Origin of the sequence: Diaphorobacter sp. C33 (assembly GCF_030503915.1) — a bacterium.
GTDB lineage: Bacteria > Pseudomonadota > Gammaproteobacteria > Burkholderiales > Burkholderiaceae_C > Diaphorobacter > Diaphorobacter nitroreducens.
Genome location: NZ_CP129980.1, coordinates 275232 through 297444, shown reverse-complemented (window position 1 = coordinate 297444; position 22213 = coordinate 275232). Strand labels below are relative to the sequence as shown.

The window sequence follows — 22213 nt, the reverse complement described above, 5'->3', positions numbered from 1 at the left end:
TACTTGCCGACCCGCGCCGCCGCGCGGCAGGCGCCATTGCCGCTGCGCCGCGCAGGGCCTGTTTCCGCCCCCAGCACACCCATGTCACGCAAACCCAAAAAAGGCTATTTTGTGAAGGGCCATTTCGTTGCCGAAGGCAGCGAGATGGACCTGCAGCTCAAGGCCGAACTCAAAGGCACCGACGGTGCCACCAAGACCGACCTCAAGCGCGAGATGGAGGCGCTGCAGGACCTGGGCTCCGAGCTGCTCACGCTGCGCAGCGACCTGTTCGCGCGCCTGGACCTGCCCGAAAAGCTCCAGGATGCATTGGCCGAGGCCCGCCGCATCACCAACTTCGAGGGCAAGCGCCGGCAGATGCAGTTCGTGGGCAAGCTCATGCGCAAGCTGGAAGAAGACACCGTAGCGGCCATCCACGCCGCGCTGGACGAACAGCGCAACGGCTCCGCCGCCGAGAAGCTGGCCCTGCACCAGGCCGAGCACTGGCGCGACCGCCTCATTGCGGACGACAATGCGCTGGCAGCATGGCTGGAGCAGTTTCCGCGCACGGACACGCAACAGATCCGCGCGCTGATTCGCCAGGCGCGCAAGGATGCGCCGTCCGACCATGAGGCCCGGGTGGCCCAGTCGCAGGGCGAGGCCCCGCGCAAGGGGCGTGCCTACCGCGAACTGTTCCAACTGGTGCGCCACCAGATGACCGAAGCGGCCGCCCTGGCCGTGCATGAGGAGCGCGAAGACGATGCCTGATACCCACAAAGCCCCGTCCTACGAGCCGGTCAAGATCGGCATCGTCTCCATCAGCGACCGCGCCAGCAGCGGCACGTACGAAGACAAGGGCCTGCCCGCCCTGCACGACTGGCTCAAGCGCGCGCTGCACAACCCGATTGCTTTCGAGCCGCGCCTGATTCCCGACGAGAAAGAGCGCATCAGCGCCACGCTGGTCGAACTGGTGGACGCTGGTTGCAGCCTGGTGCTGACCACCGGCGGCACCGGCCCCGCGCTGCGCGACGTGACGCCCGAGGCCACGCTGGCCGTGGCCGACAAGGAGATGCCGGGCTTTGGCGAGCAGATGCGCCAGATCTCGCTGACGTTCGTGCCCACAGCCATCCTGTCGCGCCAGGTGGCGGTAATTCGCGGCCAGAGCCTCATCATCAACCTGCCGGGCCAGCCCAAGGCGATTGCCGAGACGCTGGAGGGACTCAAGGACGACAGCGGCGCACAGCGCGTGACGGGCATCTTCGCCGCCGTGCCCTACTGCATCGACCTGATCGGCGGGCCCTACCTGGAGACACGCCCCGAGGTCTGCAAGGCCTTCCGCCCCAAGACCGCCGTGCGCCCCCAGCGCTGAGCGCGCCGCCCCGCCACGGGGCCGTGCCATGCTGCCCACCAATCGTCCTGCCGCGCCTTCGCGCCCCCGCGCAGGCAACACGTTCCTGGCCGGCCTGGCCATCGCCGGCCTGCTGGTTCCCGAGGCGGTGGCGTACGCCGCCATCGCCGGCGTACCGCCGGCCCATGCGCTGGTGGCGGCGCTCGTCGGGCTGCTCGTCTATCCGTTCATCGGCACCAGCCGCTTCGCCACGCTCTCGGCCACGTCGTCGGCCGCGGCGATCTTCGCGTCCGTCGTGGCGGCGGAAGGCACGGGCGGCGCGTTCGCGCTGGTCGGGGTCACCGGCGGACTGTTCATCGTGGCGGCGCTCGCACGCGCCGACTTCCTGGCGGCGTTCGTCTCGCGCCCCGTGCTGCGCGGCTTTGCGTGGGCGCTCGCGGTCACCATCGTCGTCAAGCAACTGCCCGGCCTCACGGGCGTTCCGGCCCAGGGCACGCACACGCCCGGCCTGCTGTGGGACTGGCTGTGCGGGCTCGGCAACGCACAGGGTCTGACGGCGGCGCTGGGCTGCGGCGCGCTGGCTCTGTGGCTGGCGCTACAGCGCGCCCAGGCGCGGCATGCCTGGGTGCAGCCCTCGGTGCTGGTGCTGGCGCTGGGCATCGCGCTGTCCGCGGCGCTGCCTTTGGCGGCGCACGGCGTGGTGCTGGTGGGGCCGGTCACGCTGCAAGGGCTGCAGTGGGGCTGGCCGCGGCTGGACTGGGACCACTGGGTGCGCGCCGCCCAGGTGGCGCCGGCGCTGATGATGATCCTGTTCGCCGAGTCGTGGGGATCGGCCCGCTCCCTGGCCCTGCAAGCGGGCGACCGCGTGCACGCGCGGCGCGAGATGCTGGCCCTGGGCGCCGCCAACATCGGCAGCAGCCTGCTGCAGGGCCTGCCCGTGGGCGCAGGCTTCTCGGCTTCGTCGGCCAACTACGAGGCTGGGGGGCACAGCCGCTGGACGGGCCTCGTCGCCGCAGCGGCGATTGCGTTGGCGCTGGGATTGGCGCAAGGCGCACTGGCGCTTGTGCCGCTACCGGTGCTGTCTGCGGTGGTGATCGGCATCCTGTCGCACAAGCTGGGCCCGCGCCCCTTGTGGGCCACGCTGCGCTGGAATGGCGACGCCTGGATGGCATTGGCCGCCGCGGCCGGCGTGTTGGTGCTGGGCGTGCTGTTCGGCATGCTGCTCGCGGTGGGGCTTTCGCTGCTGCTGGCGCTGCGCCGCTTTGCGCAGCCGGCCGCCAGTGAGCTGGGCCGTCTGCCGGGCACGCATGATTTCGTCGCGCTCAAGCTGCACCCGCAGGCGCAGCGCACGCCGGGCGTGCTGGTGCTGCGGCCGGACGAACCGCTGTTCTTTGCCAATGCCGAGGCCATGGCGCATATCGTGGCCACGCACGCAGGAGCCCAGGGCGTGCGCGCCGTGGTACTGAGCGTGGAGTCCAGCGACGACATGGACGTGACCACGCTGGAGGCCCTGCAGGAGTTGCAGGCCCATCTGGCGCGCCGGGGACTGGCCCTGCTGCTCGCGCGCATCAAGGACCACCCGCGTGCCGCGCTTCAGCGCGCCGGGCTCACGCATATTCCGCTGTTCTGGAGCGTGGACGACGCCGTGGGCGCGGCACAGGGCATGGCCATACCCGAGCAGTCCACTCAACCGTAGCCCCGCCGCCGCATCCCCGGCGTAATGTGGCGGCTTCACCCCACAAAGGAGCCCCGCATGACCGCCATGATGAAAGCCGCTGTCTTCGTCGAAAAAGGCCGCATCGAACTGGCCGACAAGCCCATTCCCGGCGTGGGCCCCAACGACGCGCTGGTGCGCATCACCACCACCACCATCTGCGGCACCGACGTGCACATCCTCAAGGGTGAATACCCGGTGGCCAAGGGCCTGACCGTGGGCCATGAACCCGTGGGTGTGATCGAGAAACTGGGCAGCGCCGTGCAGGGCTACCAGGAAGGCCAGCGCGTGATCGCCGGCGCCATCTGCCCCAACTTCAACAGCTACGCGGCGCAGGACGGCTATCCCAGCCAGGACGGCAGCTACCTGGTGCCGCGTGGTCTGTGCGGCTGCCACGGCTACAAGGCCACGGCAGGCTGGCGCTTTGGCAATCTGATCGACGGCACCCAGGCCGAGTACGTGCTGGTGCCCGATGCCCAGGCCAACCTGGCGCCCATTCCCGACGGGCTGACCGACGAGCAGGTGCTGATGTGCCCGGACATCATGTCCACCGGCTTCAAGGGCGCGGAGAACGCCAACATCAAGATCGGCGACACCGTGGTGGTGTTCGCACAAGGTCCCATCGGCCTGTGCGCCACCGCCGGCGCGCGCCTGCTGGGTGCCACCACCATCATCGCCGTGGACGGCAACGACGACCGCCTGGCGGTTGCGAAGAAGATGGGCGCCGACGTGACGCTGAACTTCCGCAACGTGGATGTGGTGGAGGAAGTGATGAAGCTCACCGGCGGCAAGGGCGCCGACGGCTCCATCGAGGCACTGGGCACGCAGGCCACGTTCGCCCAGGCCATGAAGGTGCTCAAGCCCGGCGGCACGCTGTCCAGCCTGGGGGTGTACTCGGAAGATCTGTCGATCCCGCTGGCGCAGTTCGCTGCGGGCCTGGGCGACCATACCATCCGCACCGCGCTGTGCCCCGGTGGCAAGGAGCGCATGCGCCGCCTGATGAACGTGATCGCCGCCAACCGCCTGGACCTGGGGCTGCTGGTGACGCACCAGCGCAAGCTGGACGACATCGTGGAGGCCTACGACCTGTTTGCGCACCAGCGCGACGGGGTGCTCAAGATCGCCATCAAGCCTCACTGAGGCGAGCCAACGCCCATCAAGGAAAATAGGCCGCTAGCGCTTATATATCAAGCGCTTGCAGCTATTGAATTAGGAGCATTCACCCAACAAAAGGCCCCGGCGGCCCTTCCTCGGGCTCAGAACCCGCGCATCTCGCCCCACTCGGCCCAGGGAGCGCGCGAGGAGCGCAGGGTATTGATGGGCGCCGCCGCATCCTCATAGCCCAGCGCCACGCCAAAGGCCACGCGGTACGGCTCGGGCAGTCCCAGCTGCTGCTGCAGCGTGCCGGCATAGCGGCGCCAGAAGCCCTGAGCGCAGGTGGCCAGCCCATGCTGCACCGCCAGCAGCATCAGCGACTGCAGGTAAATCCCCAGATCAGCCCATTGCGGCTGGCCCATGCGCTCGTCCACGCAGACGAAGATGCCCACGGGCGCGCCAAACAACTCGGCATTCTTGGCCAGCTGCTGCAGGCGCCCGGCCTTGTCCTCGCGCGGAATGCCGATGCTGCGGTACAGGTCTTCGCCGTTGGCGAAGCGGCGTGTGCGGTAGGGCTCCCACAGGCCCGGCGGGTAGGACTGGTTGTCCGGTCCTTCCTCGGGTTGCGCCTGGGCGACGACCGCCAGCAACTCCTGCAGCGGCGCGCCCGTGAGGGCCACCACGCGCCAGGGCTGCAGATTGCCGCCGGAGGCCGCCTGTGCGGCTTCTTGAAGAATCGTCTGCACCGTCGCCGCGGGGGGCGCGTCGGGCAGGAAGGCGCGCACCGAGCGGCGCGCACGCAGGGCCTGGGTGACTTCCATGGGGTTGTTTACTTGCCAATGATGTCGTTGAGCTTGGCCGCCTGGAATTGCTCGCAGCGCACGGCCTCGTCGGGTACGCAGCCGCCGCTTTGCGGGGTGGACCTGGAGAGCTTTTCAATGGCCTGCCACAGCAGTGCGATCTGGTGCTCCTGCGTGGCGGCGGAATCGATCAAGCCGCGCATGGCCTGGGTCAGCGGGTCGTCCTGCAGGGAGGTCACGCCGTAGGCGCTGAACTTGGCCTCCTCGGGCTTGTGCGGCTCGGTCACGTCGGCGCTCTGGCCTTCCTTGGACGGAATGATGCGCGCGGGGATGCCCACGGCCGTGGCACCCGCCGGCACCGGCTTGATGACCACGGCGTTGCTGCCGATCTTGGCCCCATCGCCCACCTCGAAGCCGCCCAGCACCTTGGCGCCCGCGCTCACCACCACGTTCTTGCCCAGCGTTGGATGGCGCTTGGTGCCCTTGTAGAGCGAGGTTCCGCCCAGCGTCACGCCCTGGTAGATGGTGCAGCCGTCGCCGATCTCGGCGGTCTCGCCCACCACCACCCCCATGGCGTGGTCGAAGAAAACCCGCTCGCCGATCTTGGCGCCCGGGTGGATCTCGATGCCCGTGAACCAGCGCGCAAAGTGCGAGATGAAGCGCCCCAGCCACTTGAAGCCATTCGTCCAGCACCAGTGCGCCGGCCGGTGCAGCCAGATGGCGTGCAGGCCGGGATAGCAGGTAATGACCTCCCAGGTGCTGCGCGCAGCCGGGTCGCGTTCGAGGATGCACTGGACGTCGGATCGCAGGCGGGCAAGCATGAAGGGCAATGGTGTAACGAGAAGCTTGGCAGTCTAGCGGTTTGCCTGCGTGGCCTGCAGCATGGATTTGGCGACACCGCGCAGGATGTGGATTTCCTCCTGCGTGAGTTGCGCGCGGTTGAAAAGCTGGTTCAAGCGCGGCATGAGCTTCTTGGGCGCGGCCGGGTCCAGAAAGCCGATGCCCGTGAGCGCCTGCTCCCAGTGCGCCAGCATGCCGGCCACCTGCGCGGCGTCCGCGCGCTCGCCCTGAGGGGCGGACTCCTGCACCGCAAAGCCCTCCCCACGGGTGGCGAGGGCCTGCCGCCATTCATAGGCGATGACCTGTACCGCCGCGCCCAGGTTGAGCGAGCCGAACTGCGGATTGGTGGGAATGCTCAGCGCCACATGGCAGCGGTACACATCCTCGTTGGCCATGCCAAAACGCTCGGAGCCGAACAGGAAGGCCACGCCAGTTTCCGGCGACGGGTTTCTAGCCAAATCAGCCTCTGGCGCTTTGCCATCAAGCGCTGACAGCTCATTATTCAATAGCATCTCGAAATGCTGGCGCGGCGTGCGCGTGGGCGGGCCGAAGTCGCGCGGCGTCATCGCCGTGGCACACAGGTGGCTCACGCCCTCCAGCGCCTCGTCCAGCGTGGCGACGATGCGGGCATGGGCCAGCACGTCCAGCGCGCCGCTGGCCCGCTGGATGGTCTCCTCCTTGCGCAGCACGTTGGGCCAGCGCGGTGCGACCAGCACCAGGTCATCGAAACCCATGGTCTTCATGGCGCGGGCCGTGGCGCCCACGTTGCCGGCGTGGCTGGTCTGGATCAGGATGAAGCGGGTTCTCATGGCGCGAAGTGACTCGGGAGCAAGCCTGCCATTGTCGCCGCTGCTGGAAAGCGCCCGAGGGCCCGCGCGTGCAAGCCCGGAGGGTGATGGGTAAAATGCCCGTTTTGCGCCCGCATCGCCGGCTGCGCGCCCCGCGGCCACCAGCCGCCCCGCTCCTTCGTCACAATCCAATGTCGTCCAATCTGCACCCCATGCTCAACGTGGCCATCAAGGCCGCTCGCGCCGCCGGCGCCATCATCAACCGCGCGGCCCTTGACGTGGAGGCCGTGCGTATTTCGCAAAAGCAGATCAACGACTTCGTGACCGAGGTGGACCATGCCGCCGAGCAGGCCATCATCGAGACGCTGCTCACCGCCTACCCCGGCCACGGCATCCTGGCCGAGGAATCGGGTTCGGAGCACGGCTCCAAGCATTCCGAGTACGTCTGGATCATCGACCCGCTGGACGGCACCACCAATTTCATCCACGGCTTTCCCGTGTACTGCGTGAGCATCGCCCTGGCCGTGCGCGGCAAGGTCGAGCAGGCCGTGGTGTACGACCCCTCGCGCAACGACCTTTTCACCGCCACGCGCGGGCGCGGCGCCTTCCTGAACGAGCGCCGCATCCGCGTGAGCAAGCGCACGCGCCTGGGCGAATGCCTGATCTCCACGGGCTTCCCTTTCCGCCCCGGCGACAACTTCAAGCAATACCTGAACATGATGGCCGAGGTGATGCCCCGCACCGCCGGCCTGCGCCGCCCCGGCGCTGCCGCGCTGGACCTGGCCTATGTGGCCGCCGGCTACACGGACGGCTTCTTCGAGAGCGGCCTGTCGATCTGGGACGTGGCCGCGGGCGGTCTGCTGGTGACCGAGGCCGGCGGTTTGGTGGGCAACTTCACGGGCGAGGCCGACTACATGGAGCAGCGCGAATGCCTGGCCGGCGCGCCACGCATCTATGGCCAGCTGGTGACTCTGCTGGGCAAATACAGCAAGTTCGCCAGCGCGGGCGACAAGGCCGCAGTGCGCCAGGCCGCCGAGGTCACGGAAGTCGCTGGCGTGGCCGACGACGAGGCGGCCGCGCAGTCGCCAGACGACGCCACGCCCACCGCACCGGACAGCGCCGCGGAGGACACCCAGACCCGGCCCACGGCAGCGCCGTAATCCTCACACTCATAAAACAATAGCTGCCCGCGCTTGCTGCAAGCGCCATGGCAGCTATTTTTATTTGAACTGCTGCAGCACTTCAATGGGGATCGGGGTAGCGCTGTGCGATGCCGCGGAAGTCGTCGGCCAGTTCCACGAACGCATCCACCATGTCCGGGTCGAAGTGCGTGCCCCGCCCCTTGAGGATGATGGTGCAGGCCTGTTCGTGGGAGAACGCCGGCTTGTACACGCGCTTGCTGATGAGTGCGTCATACACGTCGGCCACGGCCATCAGGCGCGCAGACACGGGAATGGCGTCGCCCTTGAGGCCTTCGGGGTAGCCCGATCCGTCCCACTTCTCCTGGTGGCTGTACGCGATCTCCTTGGACACGCTGAGGAAGGCCACGCGCATGCCCAGGCGCTGCTCGGCATCCTCGATGGCCTTGCGCCCCAGCGTGGTGTGGGTCTTCATGATCTCGAACTCCTCCACCGTGAGCTTGCCCGGCTTGAGCAGGATGCTGTCGGGGATGCCGATCTTGCCGATGTCGTGCAGCGGCGCCGACTTGTACAGCAGATCGATCATGCGGTCGTTCAAGGCCGCCTCGAAGCGCGGGTGGTGGCGCAGACGCTCAGCCAGGGTCTTGACGTACAGCTGCGTGCGGCGGATGTGGTTGCCGGTTTCGTTGTCGCGCGTCTCGGCCAGAGAAGTCATCGCCATGATGGTCACGTCTTGGATCGCCTGCACCTCTAGCGTACGCATCGCCACCTCGCGCTCCAGGTAGGCGCTCTTGTCGCGCAGGAAGTCGGCCGTGGCCTTAAGCGCCAGGTGCGTGGCCACGCGCGCCAACAGGATGGAGGGGCTGATGGGCTTGGTGATGTAGTCCACCGCCCCCAGCGCCAGGCCTTCGCGCTCGTCGTCGGGATCGGAGCGCGCGGTGAGAAAGATCACCGGAATGTGACGCGTGGCCTCGTTGGCCTTGAGGCGCCGGCAGACCTCGTAGCCGTCGATGCCGGGCATCATGATGTCCAGCAGCAGCAGGTCGGGCGGAGCGTCGGACTGCGCGATTACCAGGGCCTTCTCACCGCTGGCCGCCACCTTGACGCGGTAATGCCCCTGCAGCAGTCCGGCCATGAGCGTCAGGTTGTCGGGCGTGTCGTCCACTACCAGCACGGTGGCGATGGGCTTGTCGACCAGGCGGTCCGGGGCGGCGTTCACGTAGCGTTGCTGATCCATGGGAAGTCCTGCCAAAGAGTTGGTGGGATGGGGCGTCATTCCGCCGGGGCCGCGGGGCATGCCTCCAGCCGCCGCAGCGCGTCGTCATAGGCGAAGCTGCGCACGCTGCGCTCCAGCGCATCGAAGTCCGCACCCAGCCAGGCGGCCAGCCCAGCCGCGTTGCGCTGGAGGTAGTCGCCTGCGGCCGGGTCGTCCGCGCGCAGCAGCGTACGCAGCCCGCGCAGCAGCTGGGCGGGCGTCTGCGGCGGCACGGTGGCCTCGCGAGCGTCCGCGCCCGGAGCCTGCCGGGCCCAGGCACCCAACGCCTGCAGCAAAGGCGCCATATGCCCTGCCAGGGCCGCCAGCAGGGGCTGGAGCGTTTCTGCCGGCGCCTGAGAGCGCAGCGCCTGCTCCAGTGCCTGCGCATGCCGCGACACCGGCTGCGCACCGAGGTTGGCGGCCACCGAGCGCAGCGTGTGCGCGGTGCGCTCGGCCAGTGCCCAGTCCTCCGCCTGTATGGCCGCCTGCAGGTTCTGGACGACGTCACTCTGGCTCAGCGCGAAGCGCTGCAACAGTTCGGCGTACAGCCCCGGCTTACCCGAAGCCCGCTTCAGGCCCAGCGCGGTATCCAGGCCCGGCACGCCCTGTGGCAGGGCAGGCGCGAATGCAGATGACAGCGGCGCGTTCGCCGGGGGTGCGGGCGCGTGCGATGCCGCCTCGGGGCGCGGCGACAGCCAGCGCACCAGCGTGGCCCACAGCACGTCGGGGTCGATGGGCTTGGGCACGTGGTCGTTCATGCCCGCGGCAAAGCAGCGCTCCCGGTCGGCCTGCATTGCATTGGCAGTCATGGCGATGATCGGCAGGCCGGCGTGGCGTGGGTCGGCGCGCAGTTGCCGCGTGGCCGTTTCGCCATCCATCACGGGCATCTGCATGTCCATGAGCACCACGTCGTACCGGCGCCGGTCGATGCATGCGATGGCCTCCTGGCCGTTGGACGCCACATCCACCTGCATGCCGGCATCGCGCAGCAGCTCCTGCGCCACGATCTGGTTGAGCTCGTTGTCTTCCACCAGCAGCACCACCGCACCGCGCAGCACGGCGGGTGCGGCGCCGGACGCAGACCGCGGCAGCGGATGCACGTCCCACGCCTGGGCCAGCGGCTGCATGAGCGTGTCGAACAGCACCGACGCGCTCACCGGCTTGACGAGCACGTTGTCGATCCCCTCGCTGCGCGCGGCGTCCATCACCTCGTCGCGCCCGTGCGCCGTAACCATCAGCATCTGCGGGATATGCGCAAGGCCCAGCCCGCGAATGCGGCGCGCCAACTCGATCCCGTCCATCCCCGGCATGTGCCAATCCAGCAGCAGCAGGCCGTAGGGGCGCTGCTCGGCCACCGCGTCGCGCAGTGCCTGCAGCGCCTGCACGCCCGAGTGCACCTGCGTGGCCTGGAGGCCCATGGTCTGCAGCATGTCCACCAGCACCTGGGCGGCGGTGTGGTTGTCGTCCACCACCAGCACCCGGCAGCCGCGCCAATCGCTGCGCAGCAGCGCGCGGGGCAGCGGCTCGCCCCGTACCAGCGGCACGATGATCCAGAAGGCCGAGCCCTGCCCTGGTTCGCTGCGCACGCCCACTTCGCCGCCCATGAGTTCGGCCAGGCTCTTGCTGATCGCCAGGCCCAGGCCTGTGCCGCCGTAGCGGCGGGTGGTGGAGGTATCGGCCTGCTCGAAGCTCTGGAACAGGCGCTGCATCTGCTGCGGCGCGATGCCGATACCGGTGTCGCGCACCTCGAATCGCAGCAGCACGCGCGCGCCTTCGTCGCGCTCCAGCCGCACCAGCAGATGGATTTCTCCTTGCTCGGTGAACTTAACGGCGTTATTGGCAAAGTTGATGAGGATCTGCCCCAGGCGCAACGCGTCGCCCACCAAGTGCTGCGGCACGTCGGGGGCCACGTCCAGCACCAGCTCCAGCCCCTTGGCCGCCGCCTTGAAGCCCACCACGTCGGCCACGCCTTCCAGCATACGGTCCAGCGCGAAGGGGCTGCGCTCCACCGCGAGCTTGCCGGCCTCGATCTTGGAGAAGTCCAGGATGTCGTTGATCACGCCCAGCAGATGCTGGCCCGCCTGCTGCATGCGCACCACGTAGCCGCTTTGGCGCGCATCCATCCCCGACTTCAGGGCCAGGTGCGACATGCCGATGATCGCGTTGAGCGGCGTGCGGATCTCATGGCTCATGTTGGCCAGGAAACGCGACTTGAGCGCCGCCGTCTCCTCGGCCAGTTCCTTGGCGCGGCGCAGTTCCACTTCGGCGCGCTGGCGGTCGGAGACGTCCACGAAGGTGCCGATGACTCCGCCCGCCGAGCCGTCCGGGCGGTTGAACCCATGCAGCCAGAACATCGTGTGGTGCACCAGTCCATCGGCATACGGCATGGCCATCTCGCGGTGCACGGACTGCGCGCCCCGCAGCGCGGCCTCGGTATCCGCGTGCAGGCGTTCGCGCTCCAGCATGGGCAGGAACTCCAGGTCCAGCACCGTCTTGCCGATGAAGTCTTCCGTATGGATGTCGAAGGCCTGGACATAGGCCCGGTTGAAACCCAGGTAGCGCCCCTGCCCGTCTTTGTAGAAGAGCGGTACCGGAATGGCATCGATCAGCGCCTGCTGGAAGGCGAGCTGCTCGGCCACGCGCGCCTCCAACATCTTCTGGTCATGCACATCCACCTGCACGCCGATGATGCGCGCGGCCTGTCCTGCTTCGTCGCGCACCACGCGCGCGGTACACAGGATCCAGCGCGTACTGCCATCGGCGCGCACGATGCGCCAGGAATCGCGCAGACGGCCGCCGCCCTGGCCGGCCTGTGCCTGCGCCAGCAGGCCTTGCACGCGCGCACGGTCTTCGGGATGGATCACATCCACCCACGCCTGGAACGGTCTCTCTGCGGCATGCCCGTCCTTTTGCGCCGGCAGCGACGCCGCGCCATACAGCTGCTCCAGTTGGGGCGACCACACCATGCGCTGCGTCAGCAGGTTGTAGTCGAACACGCCGATGTGCCCCGCCTCCTGCGCCAGCTCCAGCCGCGCGTTGGCTTCGCGCGTGGCAGCCTCGGCGCGCTGCGCCTCGGTCACGTCCTCGATCACCCACAGCGATGCGATCTGCACGCCCTCCATCTTCAGCCCGCGGCCCGCCATGCGCGCCGTGAACGACGTGCCGTCCGGACGCCGCAGCACGGCCTGCTCGCGCACCGAGCCACCGGCCAGAAGCATGGGAACGGTCCGTGCGGTGAAGGCGCCGTAGCCGGCCTCGCCTGCGAACAGCTCCTGTACCGGGGTTCCCGCCAGGGCATCGTCCGAGGAGCGCAGCAGTTCCGCCAGGGCGCGGTTGAACTGCCGTATCTGCCCGTCGCAGACGAGCACGATGGGCGGCGCGTTGTCAAAAAGCGCTGTCTGTTGTTCCAGCAGTTCGCTCAGGCGGCGCTCACGCCGCTCCAGCTCTTGCGCGCCCTCGATGCGTGCGGTCACGTCCTGCAGCAGCCCCACGATCGCGATGCGCCGGCCCTTGGCGTCGAACACCGGCGACAGCGTGGCTTCCTCGTGGTACAGGGTGCCGTCCCGGCGCCGGTTCACGAAGCGTCCGCGCCAGGAATGGCCGGCCAGCAACCGGCTCCACATGTCCCGGTAAGTACCGGCGGGCGTGTGTTCGCTGGCGGCTATCGACGGCTTGCGCCCGCGCACTTCACCCAGCGTGTAGCCGGTGTTGCGTTCGTACTGGGGATTGACCCACGCGATCACCCCTTCCGCATCGGTGATGACGATGGAAATGGGGCTGTTCTCCAGTGCCGCGCCCAGCACGGAAAAGCGCTGCATGCTCTCCGCCAGGCGGCGCCGGTTGCGCAGCGCGTCCAGCGCCATGGCGCCCACGAGCGCGAAGAGCGCGAACGCGCCCCCTCCCACCATCCAGCGCAACCCCATGGGCATGATGGCACTCATGTCGTCCAGCAACACCAGCTGCCAGGGGCCCGCAGGGTCCTCCCAGTCCACGGCGCGGCGGCCCACGGCATAGCGCACGCCGTCGATCAGCGCTTCGCGGGAGTCGATGGAAAACGGCAGGGCCGACACCAGCCCGTTGTCGAAACGGCTGCCAAACTGGCGCGTGCTGCGCACCGCGTCGATGCGTTCCTGCGTCAGGGGCGCGGTCATCGCGTAGAGCCACTCCGGACGGGTGGAAGAGAACACCACGCCCTGCGGCGACATCAGCAGCACGGGATGCCCCACCCGCGTGAGCAGGCGGTCGAAATGGGAGAACCCCACCTTGACGGTAACCACACCGATGATGGGACTGGACGGGGTATCGCTCTCATACAGCGGCGCTGCGTAATAGAGGCCGCGCTCCTGCGACGTGCCGCCCAGGGCGGCATATACGGACGCATTGCCCTGCAAGGCCTGCTGAAAATAGGGCCGATGTCCCAGCTGCGCACCGGTCGTGCGGTTACCGGCGGTGTCATGCGCTACCACCGTGCCGTCGCGCGCGATCACGTAGGCACCATCCACCATGAAGCGGCCGCGGATGACGCCCAGGCGCGCCAGCACCGGCGGCGCATCGTAGGGCAGAAAGCCCTGCGCGGCAGCCTTGAGCGACGGCTCGCTCAAGCCAAGCAAGGTAACCATCCCCAGCAGCGGGCCGTTGCTGCTCTCGCCCAGCAGCGTCTGCTCCATGCCTTCCAGCAGCTGATTGCGTTCGTGTTGGCGCTGTTCCGAGCGCACCAACGCGATCGCTTCCACTGCCAGCCAGGCACCCAGCGCCGCCAGCACGAGCACCCATACGGCGCCCCGCAACCACCGGCCCTGTGGGTCGCGCAGCGAATCGCGCAGAACAGCCAGCCGTTCCTTGCGCTCAGGCATGGCCGTCATGCCTGCCAAGGGGCCGAGCGACCAGCCACACGTCGGGGGAGCTTTTCAAGGAAACCTCCATCAGCCCCGTGTTTCGGGGGTCGGTGCAAGATGCGTCACAGACGCGTGGTGCGCCGTGATCCAGTGGGTGCGCGGAGTATGTCAAAACGTAACCATTTTCGCCATCCCGCATGACACTTATCCACCACCTGCCAACAGCAGCGTACCAGCATGTAACAGCGGGAGCGTGTGGCCTTCCTGCCCAGTACGATGGCCCGGATCACGCCACCACCAAGGAGACCCCATGCGACCGTACCTGCGCGCCCAACGTATGACCGCCTCTGTCGTCGCTGCCCTCGCGGTGGTGACGCTGGCGGCCTGTTCCAGCCCCCCCGCCGCATTCCACTACCAGGTGCCGCAACAGCCCGAGGGCTCTTCCGGCTACACGGAGAAGCCCGGCTGGGCTACCGAGCGCTTCGCGGTGGCAGCCGCCAATCCGCTGGCGACCGACGCCGGCTACCAGGTGCTGAAGGCAGGCGGCTCGGCGCTGGATGCGGCCATCGCGGTACAGATGGTGCTTACCCTCGTGGAACCGCAGTCCAGTGGCATCGGCGGCGGCGCGTTCCTGCTGCACGCGGCTGGCAGCAAGGTCGAGGCCTACGACGGGCGCGAGACCGCCCCCGCGGCCGCCACGGAGAACCTGTTCATTGGCGCCAATGGCAAGCCCATGGCCTTCCATGAGGCTGTGGTGGGCGGGCGCTCGGTCGGCGTGCCGGGTACGGTGCGCATGCTGGAGCAGGCCCACAAGGAACACGGCAAGCTTGCCTGGGCCACACTGTTCGAGCCCGCCATCCAGTTGGCGGAACAGGGCTTCAAGGTCAGTGCGCGCCTGCACACCTTGCTGGCCAATGAGAAGTTCCTCGCGCAGGACCCGGTGGCGCGCGCCTATTTCTTCGATGCCGCTGGCCAACCCTGGCCCGTGGGGCACACGCTCAAGAATCCTGAGCTGGCGAGCGTGCTGCGTGCCATTGCCAGGAACGGCTCCAAGGCGCTGCTGGAAGGGGAAGTGGCCCAGGCCATCGTGGCCAAGGTTCAGGGCCACGCAGGCAATCCCGGCGGGCTCAGCCTGGCCGACTTGGCAGGCTACCAGCCCAAGAAACGGGAGGCCCTGTGCTCCGACTATCAGATTGGCGCTAAAGCCTATCGCGTCTGCGGCTTTCCGCCGCCCAGTTCCGGCGCCATTGCCGTGGCGCAGATCCTGGGCATCCTGAAGAACACCGATGCCACGACCATGCCGTTGCAGGAGGGCCCCCAAGGTTCCGCCGACCCGCTGGGCCCGCTGCCCACGGCCGACTGGCTCTATCTGTACAACGAAGCCGCCCGCCTGGCCTTCGCCGACCGCGCGCAATACGTGGCCGACCCCGATTTCGTGCGCCCCCCTGCCGGCAGCTGGATGAGCCTGCTGGACCCTACCTACCTCGCCAGCCGCGCACGCCTCATCCAGCCGCAGAGCATGAAGGTGGCCCAGCCCGGAACCCCCGGCGGGGCGCAGACCAGCATGGCGCCCATGCCCGACCAGCCAGAGTACGGCACCAGCCACATCAGCGTCGTCGATGCCCGGGGCAATGCCGTCGCCATGACCACCACCATCGAAGACCAGTTCGGCTCCCGCCAGATGGTCAGCACCAGCAGCGCGCGCAGCGGGGGCTTCCTACTCAACAACGAACTGACCGACTTCAGCTTTGCGCCGAGCGACGCCCAGGGCCGCCCCATCGCCAACCGCGTCGAGCCGGGCAAGCGTCCCCGCTCGTCCATGGCGCCCACACTGGTGTTTGACAAGGCGTCCGGGCGTCTGCTGATGAGCGGAGGCAGCCCGGGCGGCGCGCTCATCATCCACTACACCGCCAAGACGATCTACGGGATCTTCAACTGGGGCCTGACGCCGCAGCAGGCGATCAATCTGCCCAACTTCGGCAACCTCAACGGCCCCACCCTGCTGGAGGAAAAGCGCTTCACCTCCACCACGATCGACAACCTGCGCGCACGCGGCGCGGAAGTGCGCGAGATGAACATGACCAGCGGCCTGCAGGCCATTACGCGCAGCGAAGTGCATGGCAAACCCATGTGGCTGGGCGGAGCGGACCCGCGGCGCGAAGGCGTGGTCATGGGCGACTGAAAGCCCCGATCCCCCCCTGGCGACGCACGGGCGATGCGTCGCCCTTCGTGCGGCAGCGCGTGGACCGCCTGCGCTATTGCGTGCGCCGGTTTCTCCCATTTTCATAGCAGCGCAACGCTCCTCCCCCTGCGGGGGCAGGCTAAACCCTTTACCTGGCGAGGCTGCGTGACTTCGTAGAATGTCACCTTTGTAAGAACGTGTGCGCGGCGCCGCCGACCGTGCCCTGCCTACCGACGGCAGCGTCAGCGTTCTGCAAATCGATCTGGCCCATGCCCCACCCCGCGTGCGGACAGACACGCGCACCCAGCCATCTTCTTGGAGACACCATGCAGGCTTTACTTTCACTGTCGCGGGCCATCGACAGGCTCAACGCGTTCGTGGGCAAGTATTCAATCTGGCTCATCTTCGCATCCACTTTCATCAGTGCCGCCAACGCCATCGTGCGCAAGGCGTTCGACACGAGTTCCAACGCCTTTCTGGAAGTGCAGTGGTACCTGTTCGCATGGTCTTTCCTGATCGCCGCCGGCTGGACGCTGCTCAACCGCGAGCACGTGCGCATCGACGTGGTCAACAGCCGCTTGCCCAAGAAGGTGCAGGTGTGGATCGACATCGTGGGCTTTGCGCTCTTTCTCACCCCGCTGTGCATCACCATCCTGTACCTGAGCATGCCGGTCGTGATCCAGATGTACCAGTCGGGTGAAGTGTCCGGCAATCCTGGCGGCCTGATCCGCTGGCCCGTATGGGTGGCGATTCCCGTCGGTATCACGCTGCTGATGCTGCAGGGCTGGTCCGAACTCATCAAGCGCATCGCTTTCCTGCGTGGCCAGGGGCCCGATCCCATGGGCAAGCTCAGCGACAAGAGCGCTGAAGAAGAACTGGCCGAGGCGCTGCGCGCCGAAGCTGAGAGAAAGCAGGAGCAGGCCCTGTCCGCCGCTCCCGCCGCGCAACGCTGATCTGCCCCAGGAAAGCATTTCATGGAATTCATCACAAGCAATTACGCCCCCGTCATGTTCGGGGGCCTGATCATCTTCCTGCTGCTGGGCTTCCCCGTGGCGTTCAGCCTGGGCGCCTGCGGCCTGCTGTTCGGCTTCCTGGGGATCGAGCTGGGGGTCTTTCCTTCGTCCGTGATGGCCTGGCTGCCGCAGCGCCTGATCGGCATCATGGCCAACGACACGCTGCTGGCGGTGCCCTTCTTCACGCTCATGGGCCTGATCATGGAGCGCAGTGGTATGGCGGAGGACCTGCTCGACACGGTGGGCCAGGTGTTCGGCCCTTTGCGCGGCGGCCTGGCGCTGGCGGTGGTTTTCGTGGGCGCGCTGCTGGCGGCCACCACCGGTGTGGTGGCGGCCTCGGTGATCTCCATGGGCCTGATCTCGCTGCCCATCATGCTGCGCTACGGCTACGACCGGCGGCTCGCCAGCGGTGTGATTGCCGCATCCGGCACCCTGGCCCAGATCATTCCCCCATCACTGGTGCTGATCCTGATGGCCGACCAGCTCGGCCGCAGCGTGGGCGAGATGTACAAGGGCGCATTCGTGCCCGCCTTCATCCTCGTCGGCCTCTACGTGCTGTGGGTGGTCATCCTGGCCATCTTCAAGCCCCAGTCCGTACCCGCCCTGCCACCCGAGGCGCGCATCTACCGTGAAGACAATGGCAGCTCCGGCTATGCCTCGCTGGCCGTCGTGATGGGCATCTCCACGGCAGCATCGATCTTCCTGGCCGCTCACATGGCCGACGTGCATACGTGGTGGACAGGCACCGAAGTGCTGGACGTGCCGACCGATGAGAAGGTCGTCACCGCCATGTGCGGCGGCACCTTCATCGCGTTCGTCATCGCGAGCATCAACCGCGTGCTCAAGCTGGGCATGCTCTCTCGCCTGGCCGAGCGCGTGACCTTCGTGCTGATTCCGCCACTGCTGCTGATCTTCCTGGTGCTGGGCACCATCTTCCTGGGCATTGCCACACCGACCGAAGGCGGCGCCATGGGTGCCATGGCGGCGCTGGTCATGGGCTTCGCGCGCCGGCGCCTGGACATGCCCCTGCTCAAGCAGGCGCTGGGCGCCACTACGCGCCTGGCCAGCTTCGTGATGTTCATCATGATCGGCGCCACCACGTTCAGCCTGGTGTTCCAGGCGGCCGACGGCCCGAAGTGGGTGGAGCACCTGCTGGCCAGCCTGCCCGGCGGACAGGTGGGCTTCCTGATCGTGGTGAACCTCATGATCTTCTTTCTGGCGTTCTTCCTGGACTACTTCGAGCTGTCCTTCATCGTGGTGCCCCTGCTGGGACCCGTCGCCGACAAGATGGGCATCGATCTGATCTGGTTCGGCGTGCTGCTGGCGATGAACATGCAGACCTCGTTCATGCACCCGCCTTTCGGCTTCGCGCTGTTCTTCCTGCGCTCGGTGGCCCCGGACAAGCCCTACATCGACCGGGTGACGCACAAGGCCATCCAGCCCGTGACCACCATGCAGATCTACAAGGGCGCCATTCCCTTCGTCCTGATCCAGCTGATCATGGTGAGCCTGCTCATCACCTTCCCGTCCCTGGTGACGGGCAGCCTGGACAAAAAGGTGGAAGTGAACATGGAAGCGGTAGGCGCGCAAATGATGGATGCGCTCCAGGATGCGGAGAGCTACGGTGCGCCAGGCAACGACCCGTTCGCATCGCAGCCCGCTCCAGACGCCGAGCAGGCACCGGCACCGACGGACGAGTTGGCACCCCCTGCCGACGGCGGCTACGGCTCGGACGACCCAGCCAAGGCGCTGCAGGACGCCATGGGCTCGGGCAGCAAGTAAGCCGTCTCACCCCCACTAAAAGCCCCGGTACGCCGGGGCTTTTTTAGTTTGCGCGGGCAACAAAAAAGCCGCAGGGAACTGCGGCCTCGTTGGATTGGTCGCAAGCCGCCGCCGCAAGGGCAGCAGCCCGCCACGCGATCAGATCTTCACACTGTTCATGTACTGGTTGAACGGGAACTCCGAGAAGCGGTTCCACAGGATCTGGTCGCGCTGGAAGGCGCGCATGTCCTGGTGGATCTTCTTGAACTCGGGCGACTTGGCCTCGTGCTCGGCAAACACTTCCATCGACGCCTTGAAGCCGGCGTCCATGATCGCCTTGGGGAACGCCTTAAGCTGCGTCTTGTTAGCCACCAGGTTCTTGATGGCGCGCGGATTGAACACCTGGTACTTGGCGGTCATGTCGGCAGCGGCCACGCGGGTGGCTGCGTCCAGGATCGCCTTGTGCTCGGGCGACAGGGCGTTGTACTTCTTGATGTTGATGAAGAACTCCAGGTCAGCGGAGCCTTCCCACCAGCCGGGATAGTAGTAGTACGGCGCCACCTTGTTGAAGCCCAGCTTTTCATCGTCGTACGGGCCAACGAACTCCACGGCGTCCAGCGTGCCCTTCTCGAGCGCCTGGTACACGTCACCGGCGGGCATGTTCTGCGCCACCACGCCCAGCTTGGCCATGGCCTCGCCGAACACGCCGCCGCCCAGGCGCATCTTCAGGCCCTTGAGGTCAGCGACGGTCTTGATTTCCTTGCGGTACCAGCCGCCCATCTGGGTGGTGGTGTTGCCGGCGCTGGCGGTCTTGAAGTTGTATTTCTCGAAGAAGGCATCCAGGTACTTGCGGCCGTTGCCGTGGTCCTTCCAGGCTGCCATCTGCAGCGTGGTCAGGCCGAAGGGCACGGCGCAGCTGAAGGCGAACACGGGGTCCTTGCCGGTGAAGTAGTAGGCGGCCGTCTGGGCCATATCGATGGTGTCGCCCTGCAGCGCATCCACCACGCCAAACGCGGGCATCAGCTCGCCGGCGGGGTGCACGGAGATCTCGAACTTGCCGCCCGACATCGCCTTGACGGCCTGGGACAATTTTTCTGCACTGCCAAAGATCGTGTCCAGCGACTTGGGGAAGCTGGAGGCAAGGCGCCAGCGAACGGCGGCCTGGGCATGCACTGCGGGTGCAACCCCGGCTGCGAGTACGCCAGCCAAACCGGCCTGCTTGATGATTGAGCGACGATCCATGGACAAATTCTCCGAAATGATGAAGCAAACAAACAGTAACGCGGTTGAGTGTACGCGCCGCTGAATCCCGCCGATGAGCGGAGGTAAATTGTAAAAACGTGGGTTGCCGGCCCCGTTGCGGGTTTCCCCTGAAAAATCCGCGAATGGCGCGTATTACTCGGCCGGGCAAGGAGCAGCGCAGGCCTCCGCGATGGGCTGCACAGGCGCCGCGACGCATCCCAGCGGCACGCTGCCGCAGGATGACTGCATTGTGAAAGGAAGGGAAAGCGCGTCAGGCCGCTGCCAGCGCCTGCTCGCCCGGCAATGCGCCGAAGCGCTCGGTGATGGAGCGCTGCATGCCAGCGGCGTCCAGCCCCTGCAGGGCCAGCAGCTTGGCCGGGTCGCCATGCTCGATGAACGCGTCGGGCAGGCCCAGTTGCAGCAAGGGGCGCTGCACGCCTGCGGCGGCCAGCGCCTCGGCCACGGCACTGCCGGCGCCGCCCATGATGCAGCCCTCCTCGACGGTGACCAGCGCATCGTGCTCCGCTGCCACCTGAAGCAGCAGCTGCGTATCCAGTGGCTTGGCCCAGCGCATGTTGACCACCGTGGCGTCCAGCGCTTCTGCCGCCTGCAGCGCCGGGTACAGCAGCGTGCCGAAAGCCAGGATCGCAATGCGCCGGCCCTTGCGGCGCACCTCGCCCTTGCCGAAGGGCAGCCCCTCCAGATCGGGCAGCGGCGCCACGCCCACGCCCGCGCCGCGCGGGTAACGCACGGCCACAGGGTGGTCTTGCTCGTAGGCGGTGGTGAGCAGTTGGCGGCATTCGCGCTCGTCGGCCGGGCAGGCCATGCTCATGTTGGGAATGCAGCGCACGAAGGCGATGTCATACGCGCCGGCGTGCGTGGCGCCGTCCGCACCCACCAGGCCCGCACGGTCCAGGGCAAACACCACGGGCAGGTTCTGCAGCGCCACGTCGTGGATGAGCTGGTCATAGGCGCGCTGCAGGAAGGTCGAGTAGATCGCCACCACCGGCTTCACCCCCTCGCACGCCATACCGGCGGCAAAGGTCACGGCGTGCTGCTCGGCGATGCCCACGTCGTAGTAGCGCTCGGGAAAGCGCTGGTGGAACTCCACCATGCCCGACCCCTCGCGCATGGCGGGCGTGATGCCCACCAGGCGCTCGTCCTTCTCGGCCATGTCGCACAGCCACTGGCCAAAGACCTGCGTGAAGGTCTGCTTGGGCGGCGTGGCCGGTTTCACCAGGCCCACACGCGGGTCGAACTTGCCCGGGCCGTGGTAGGCCACCGGGTCGGCCTCGGCCAGCTTGTAGCCCTGGCCCTTCTTGGTGACTACGTGCAGGAACTGCGGGCCCTTGAGACCGCGGATGTTTTCCAGCGTAGGAATCAGCGAGTCCAGGTCGTGCCCGTCAATGGGGCCGATGTAGTTGAAGCCGAACTTCTCGAACAGCGTGGCCGGCACCACCATGCCCTTGGCCTGCTGCTCCAGGCGCTTGGCCAGCTCCAGCAGCGGCGGCGCGTTCTTGAGCACGCTCTTGCCCACGTCGCGTGCCTTGGCGTAGAACTGTCCGCTCATGAGCTGCGCCAGGTAGCGGTTCAGTGCACCCACGGGCGGGCTGATGCTCATGTCGTTGTCGTTCAGGATGACCAGCAGGTTGGCGTCGGCCACGCCGGCGTTATTCAGCGCCTCGAAGGCCATGCCGGCGGTCATGGCGCCGTCGCCGATGATGGCTACACAGCGGCGTTCGTCGCCGCGCTGCTTGGCCGCCAGCGCCATGCCCAGCGCCGCGGAAATGCTGGTGGACGAGTGCGCGGTGCCAAAGGTGTCGTATTCGCTCTCGGCGCGCTGCGGAAAGCCCGACAGGCCGCCCAGCTGGCGCAGCGAGGGCATGCGGTCGCGCCGCCCGGTCAGGATTTTGTGCGGGTAGGTCTGGTGGCCCACGTCCCACACCAGCCGGTCGCGCGGCGTGTCGAACACGGCGTGCAGCGCCACGGTCAACTCCACCGTGCCCAGGTTGGACGACAGATGCCCGCCGGTCTTGGACACGCTCTCCAGCACGAAGGCGCGCAGCTCCGTAGCCAGTGCCTTGAGCTCGGCACGGGGCAGCCGGCGCAGGTCGGCGGGATCGTTCACGCGCTCAAGCAGCGGATAGTTCGTCGTGGACATATGCTATGTTTTTAGTAGCTGCTAGCGCTTGATGAACAAGCGCTAGAGGCCAATTTGATTCATA

General features: G+C 67.3%; 15 protein-coding genes. 8 read left to right on the top strand and 7 right to left on the bottom strand.

Going from position 1 to position 22213, the window contains the following annotated elements; genetic code table 11:
* Positions 1-81 precede the first annotated feature (81 nt).
* The 4 genes from yjgA to QY917_RS01435 are packed head-to-tail and all read left to right on the top strand — an operon-like array spanning position 82 to position 4178.
* The gene (gene yjgA / locus QY917_RS01450; RefSeq protein WP_015912697.1) at positions 82-744 is read left to right on the top strand and encodes a ribosome biogenesis factor YjgA; all 663 of its coding nucleotides are present in this window, start codon (positions 82-84) and stop codon (positions 742-744) included.
* Positions 737-1345, top strand: a complete 609-nt coding sequence (gene mog / locus QY917_RS01445; protein WP_015912696.1) for a molybdopterin adenylyltransferase — start codon at positions 737-739, stop codon at positions 1343-1345. Before yjgA ends, mog begins: the two co-directional genes overlap by 8 nt.
* Before the next feature lie 28 nt (positions 1346-1373).
* Positions 1374-3020 carry a SulP family inorganic anion transporter gene (locus QY917_RS01440; protein ID WP_123675152.1) on the top strand — a complete coding sequence of 549 codons (1647 nt, stop codon included), beginning with the start codon at positions 1374-1376 and terminating at the stop codon, positions 3018-3020.
* A 57-nt stretch (positions 3021-3077) separates the two neighbouring features.
* Complete coding sequence (locus QY917_RS01435; RefSeq protein ID WP_058130996.1) at positions 3078-4178, top strand: NAD(P)-dependent alcohol dehydrogenase; 1101 nt, start codon at positions 3078-3080, stop codon at positions 4176-4178.
* Positions 4179-4294: 116 nt separating this feature from the next.
* Here the strand turns inward: QY917_RS01435 and QY917_RS01430 are convergent, their stop codons facing one another.
* From QY917_RS01430 to QY917_RS01420, 3 genes are read right to left on the bottom strand one after another with little or no spacing between them, the layout of a single operon-like run.
* Positions 4295-4954 (bottom strand): nitroreductase, encoded by a 660-nt coding sequence (locus tag QY917_RS01430; protein ID WP_123675151.1) that lies wholly within the window; start codon positions 4952-4954, stop codon positions 4295-4297.
* A gap of 8 nt (positions 4955-4962) precedes the next feature.
* Positions 4963-5754: a serine O-acetyltransferase gene (gene cysE, locus QY917_RS01425; protein WP_047349618.1), complete on the bottom strand. Its 792-nt coding sequence runs from the start codon at positions 5752-5754 to the stop codon at positions 4963-4965.
* A 33-nt stretch (positions 5755-5787) separates the two neighbouring features.
* Positions 5788-6582 carry an RNA methyltransferase gene (locus QY917_RS01420; RefSeq protein ID WP_123675150.1) on the bottom strand — a complete coding sequence of 265 codons (795 nt, stop codon included), beginning with the start codon at positions 6580-6582 and terminating at the stop codon, positions 5788-5790.
* A 170-nt stretch (positions 6583-6752) separates the two neighbouring features.
* Here QY917_RS01420 and QY917_RS01415 point away from each other — a divergent pair, with 170 nt between their 5' ends.
* Positions 6753-7721 carry an inositol monophosphatase family protein gene (locus QY917_RS01415; protein WP_015912691.1) on the top strand — a complete coding sequence of 323 codons (969 nt, stop codon included), beginning with the start codon at positions 6753-6755 and terminating at the stop codon, positions 7719-7721.
* 82 nt (positions 7722-7803) lie between these two features.
* On the opposite strand, the gene QY917_RS01410 is transcribed toward QY917_RS01415, so the two are convergent.
* On the bottom strand, positions 7804-8937 hold the full coding sequence (locus tag QY917_RS01410) for a two-component system response regulator (RefSeq protein ID WP_123675149.1): 1134 nt from the start codon (positions 8935-8937) through the stop codon (positions 7804-7806).
* A 35-nt stretch (positions 8938-8972) separates the two neighbouring features.
* Positions 8973-13808 (bottom strand): response regulator, encoded by a 4836-nt coding sequence (locus QY917_RS01405; protein ID WP_123675256.1) that lies wholly within the window; start codon positions 13806-13808, stop codon positions 8973-8975.
* 292 nt (positions 13809-14100) lie between these two features.
* Here QY917_RS01405 and ggt point away from each other — a divergent pair, with 292 nt between their 5' ends.
* The 3 genes from ggt to QY917_RS01390 all read left to right on the top strand — a co-directional run bounded on the left by ggt (position 14101) and on the right by QY917_RS01390 (position 18767).
* Positions 14101-15972, top strand: coding sequence for a gamma-glutamyltransferase (gene ggt, locus QY917_RS01400; RefSeq protein WP_123675148.1), 1872 nt, complete (start codon positions 14101-14103; stop codon positions 15970-15972).
* 326 nt (positions 15973-16298) lie between these two features.
* Complete coding sequence (locus QY917_RS01395; protein ID WP_047349613.1) at positions 16299-16925, top strand: TRAP transporter small permease subunit; 627 nt, start codon at positions 16299-16301, stop codon at positions 16923-16925.
* A 21-nt stretch (positions 16926-16946) separates the two neighbouring features.
* Positions 16947-18767: a TRAP transporter large permease subunit gene (locus QY917_RS01390; protein WP_123675147.1), complete on the top strand. Its 1821-nt coding sequence runs from the start codon at positions 16947-16949 to the stop codon at positions 18765-18767.
* Between the two features lie 138 nt (positions 18768-18905).
* Here the strand turns inward: QY917_RS01390 and QY917_RS01385 are convergent, their stop codons facing one another.
* Together QY917_RS01385 and dxs are read right to left on the bottom strand one after the other, a co-directional pair.
* Entirely contained in the window at positions 18906-19988 is a 1083-nt protein-coding gene (locus tag QY917_RS01385) for a TRAP transporter substrate-binding protein (RefSeq protein WP_011804476.1), read from the bottom strand.
* Between the two features lie 271 nt (positions 19989-20259).
* Positions 20260-22149, bottom strand: a complete 1890-nt coding sequence (dxs, locus tag QY917_RS01380) for a 1-deoxy-D-xylulose-5-phosphate synthase (RefSeq protein WP_123675146.1) — start codon at positions 22147-22149, stop codon at positions 20260-20262.
* Between the last annotated feature and the right edge of the window lie 64 nt (positions 22150-22213).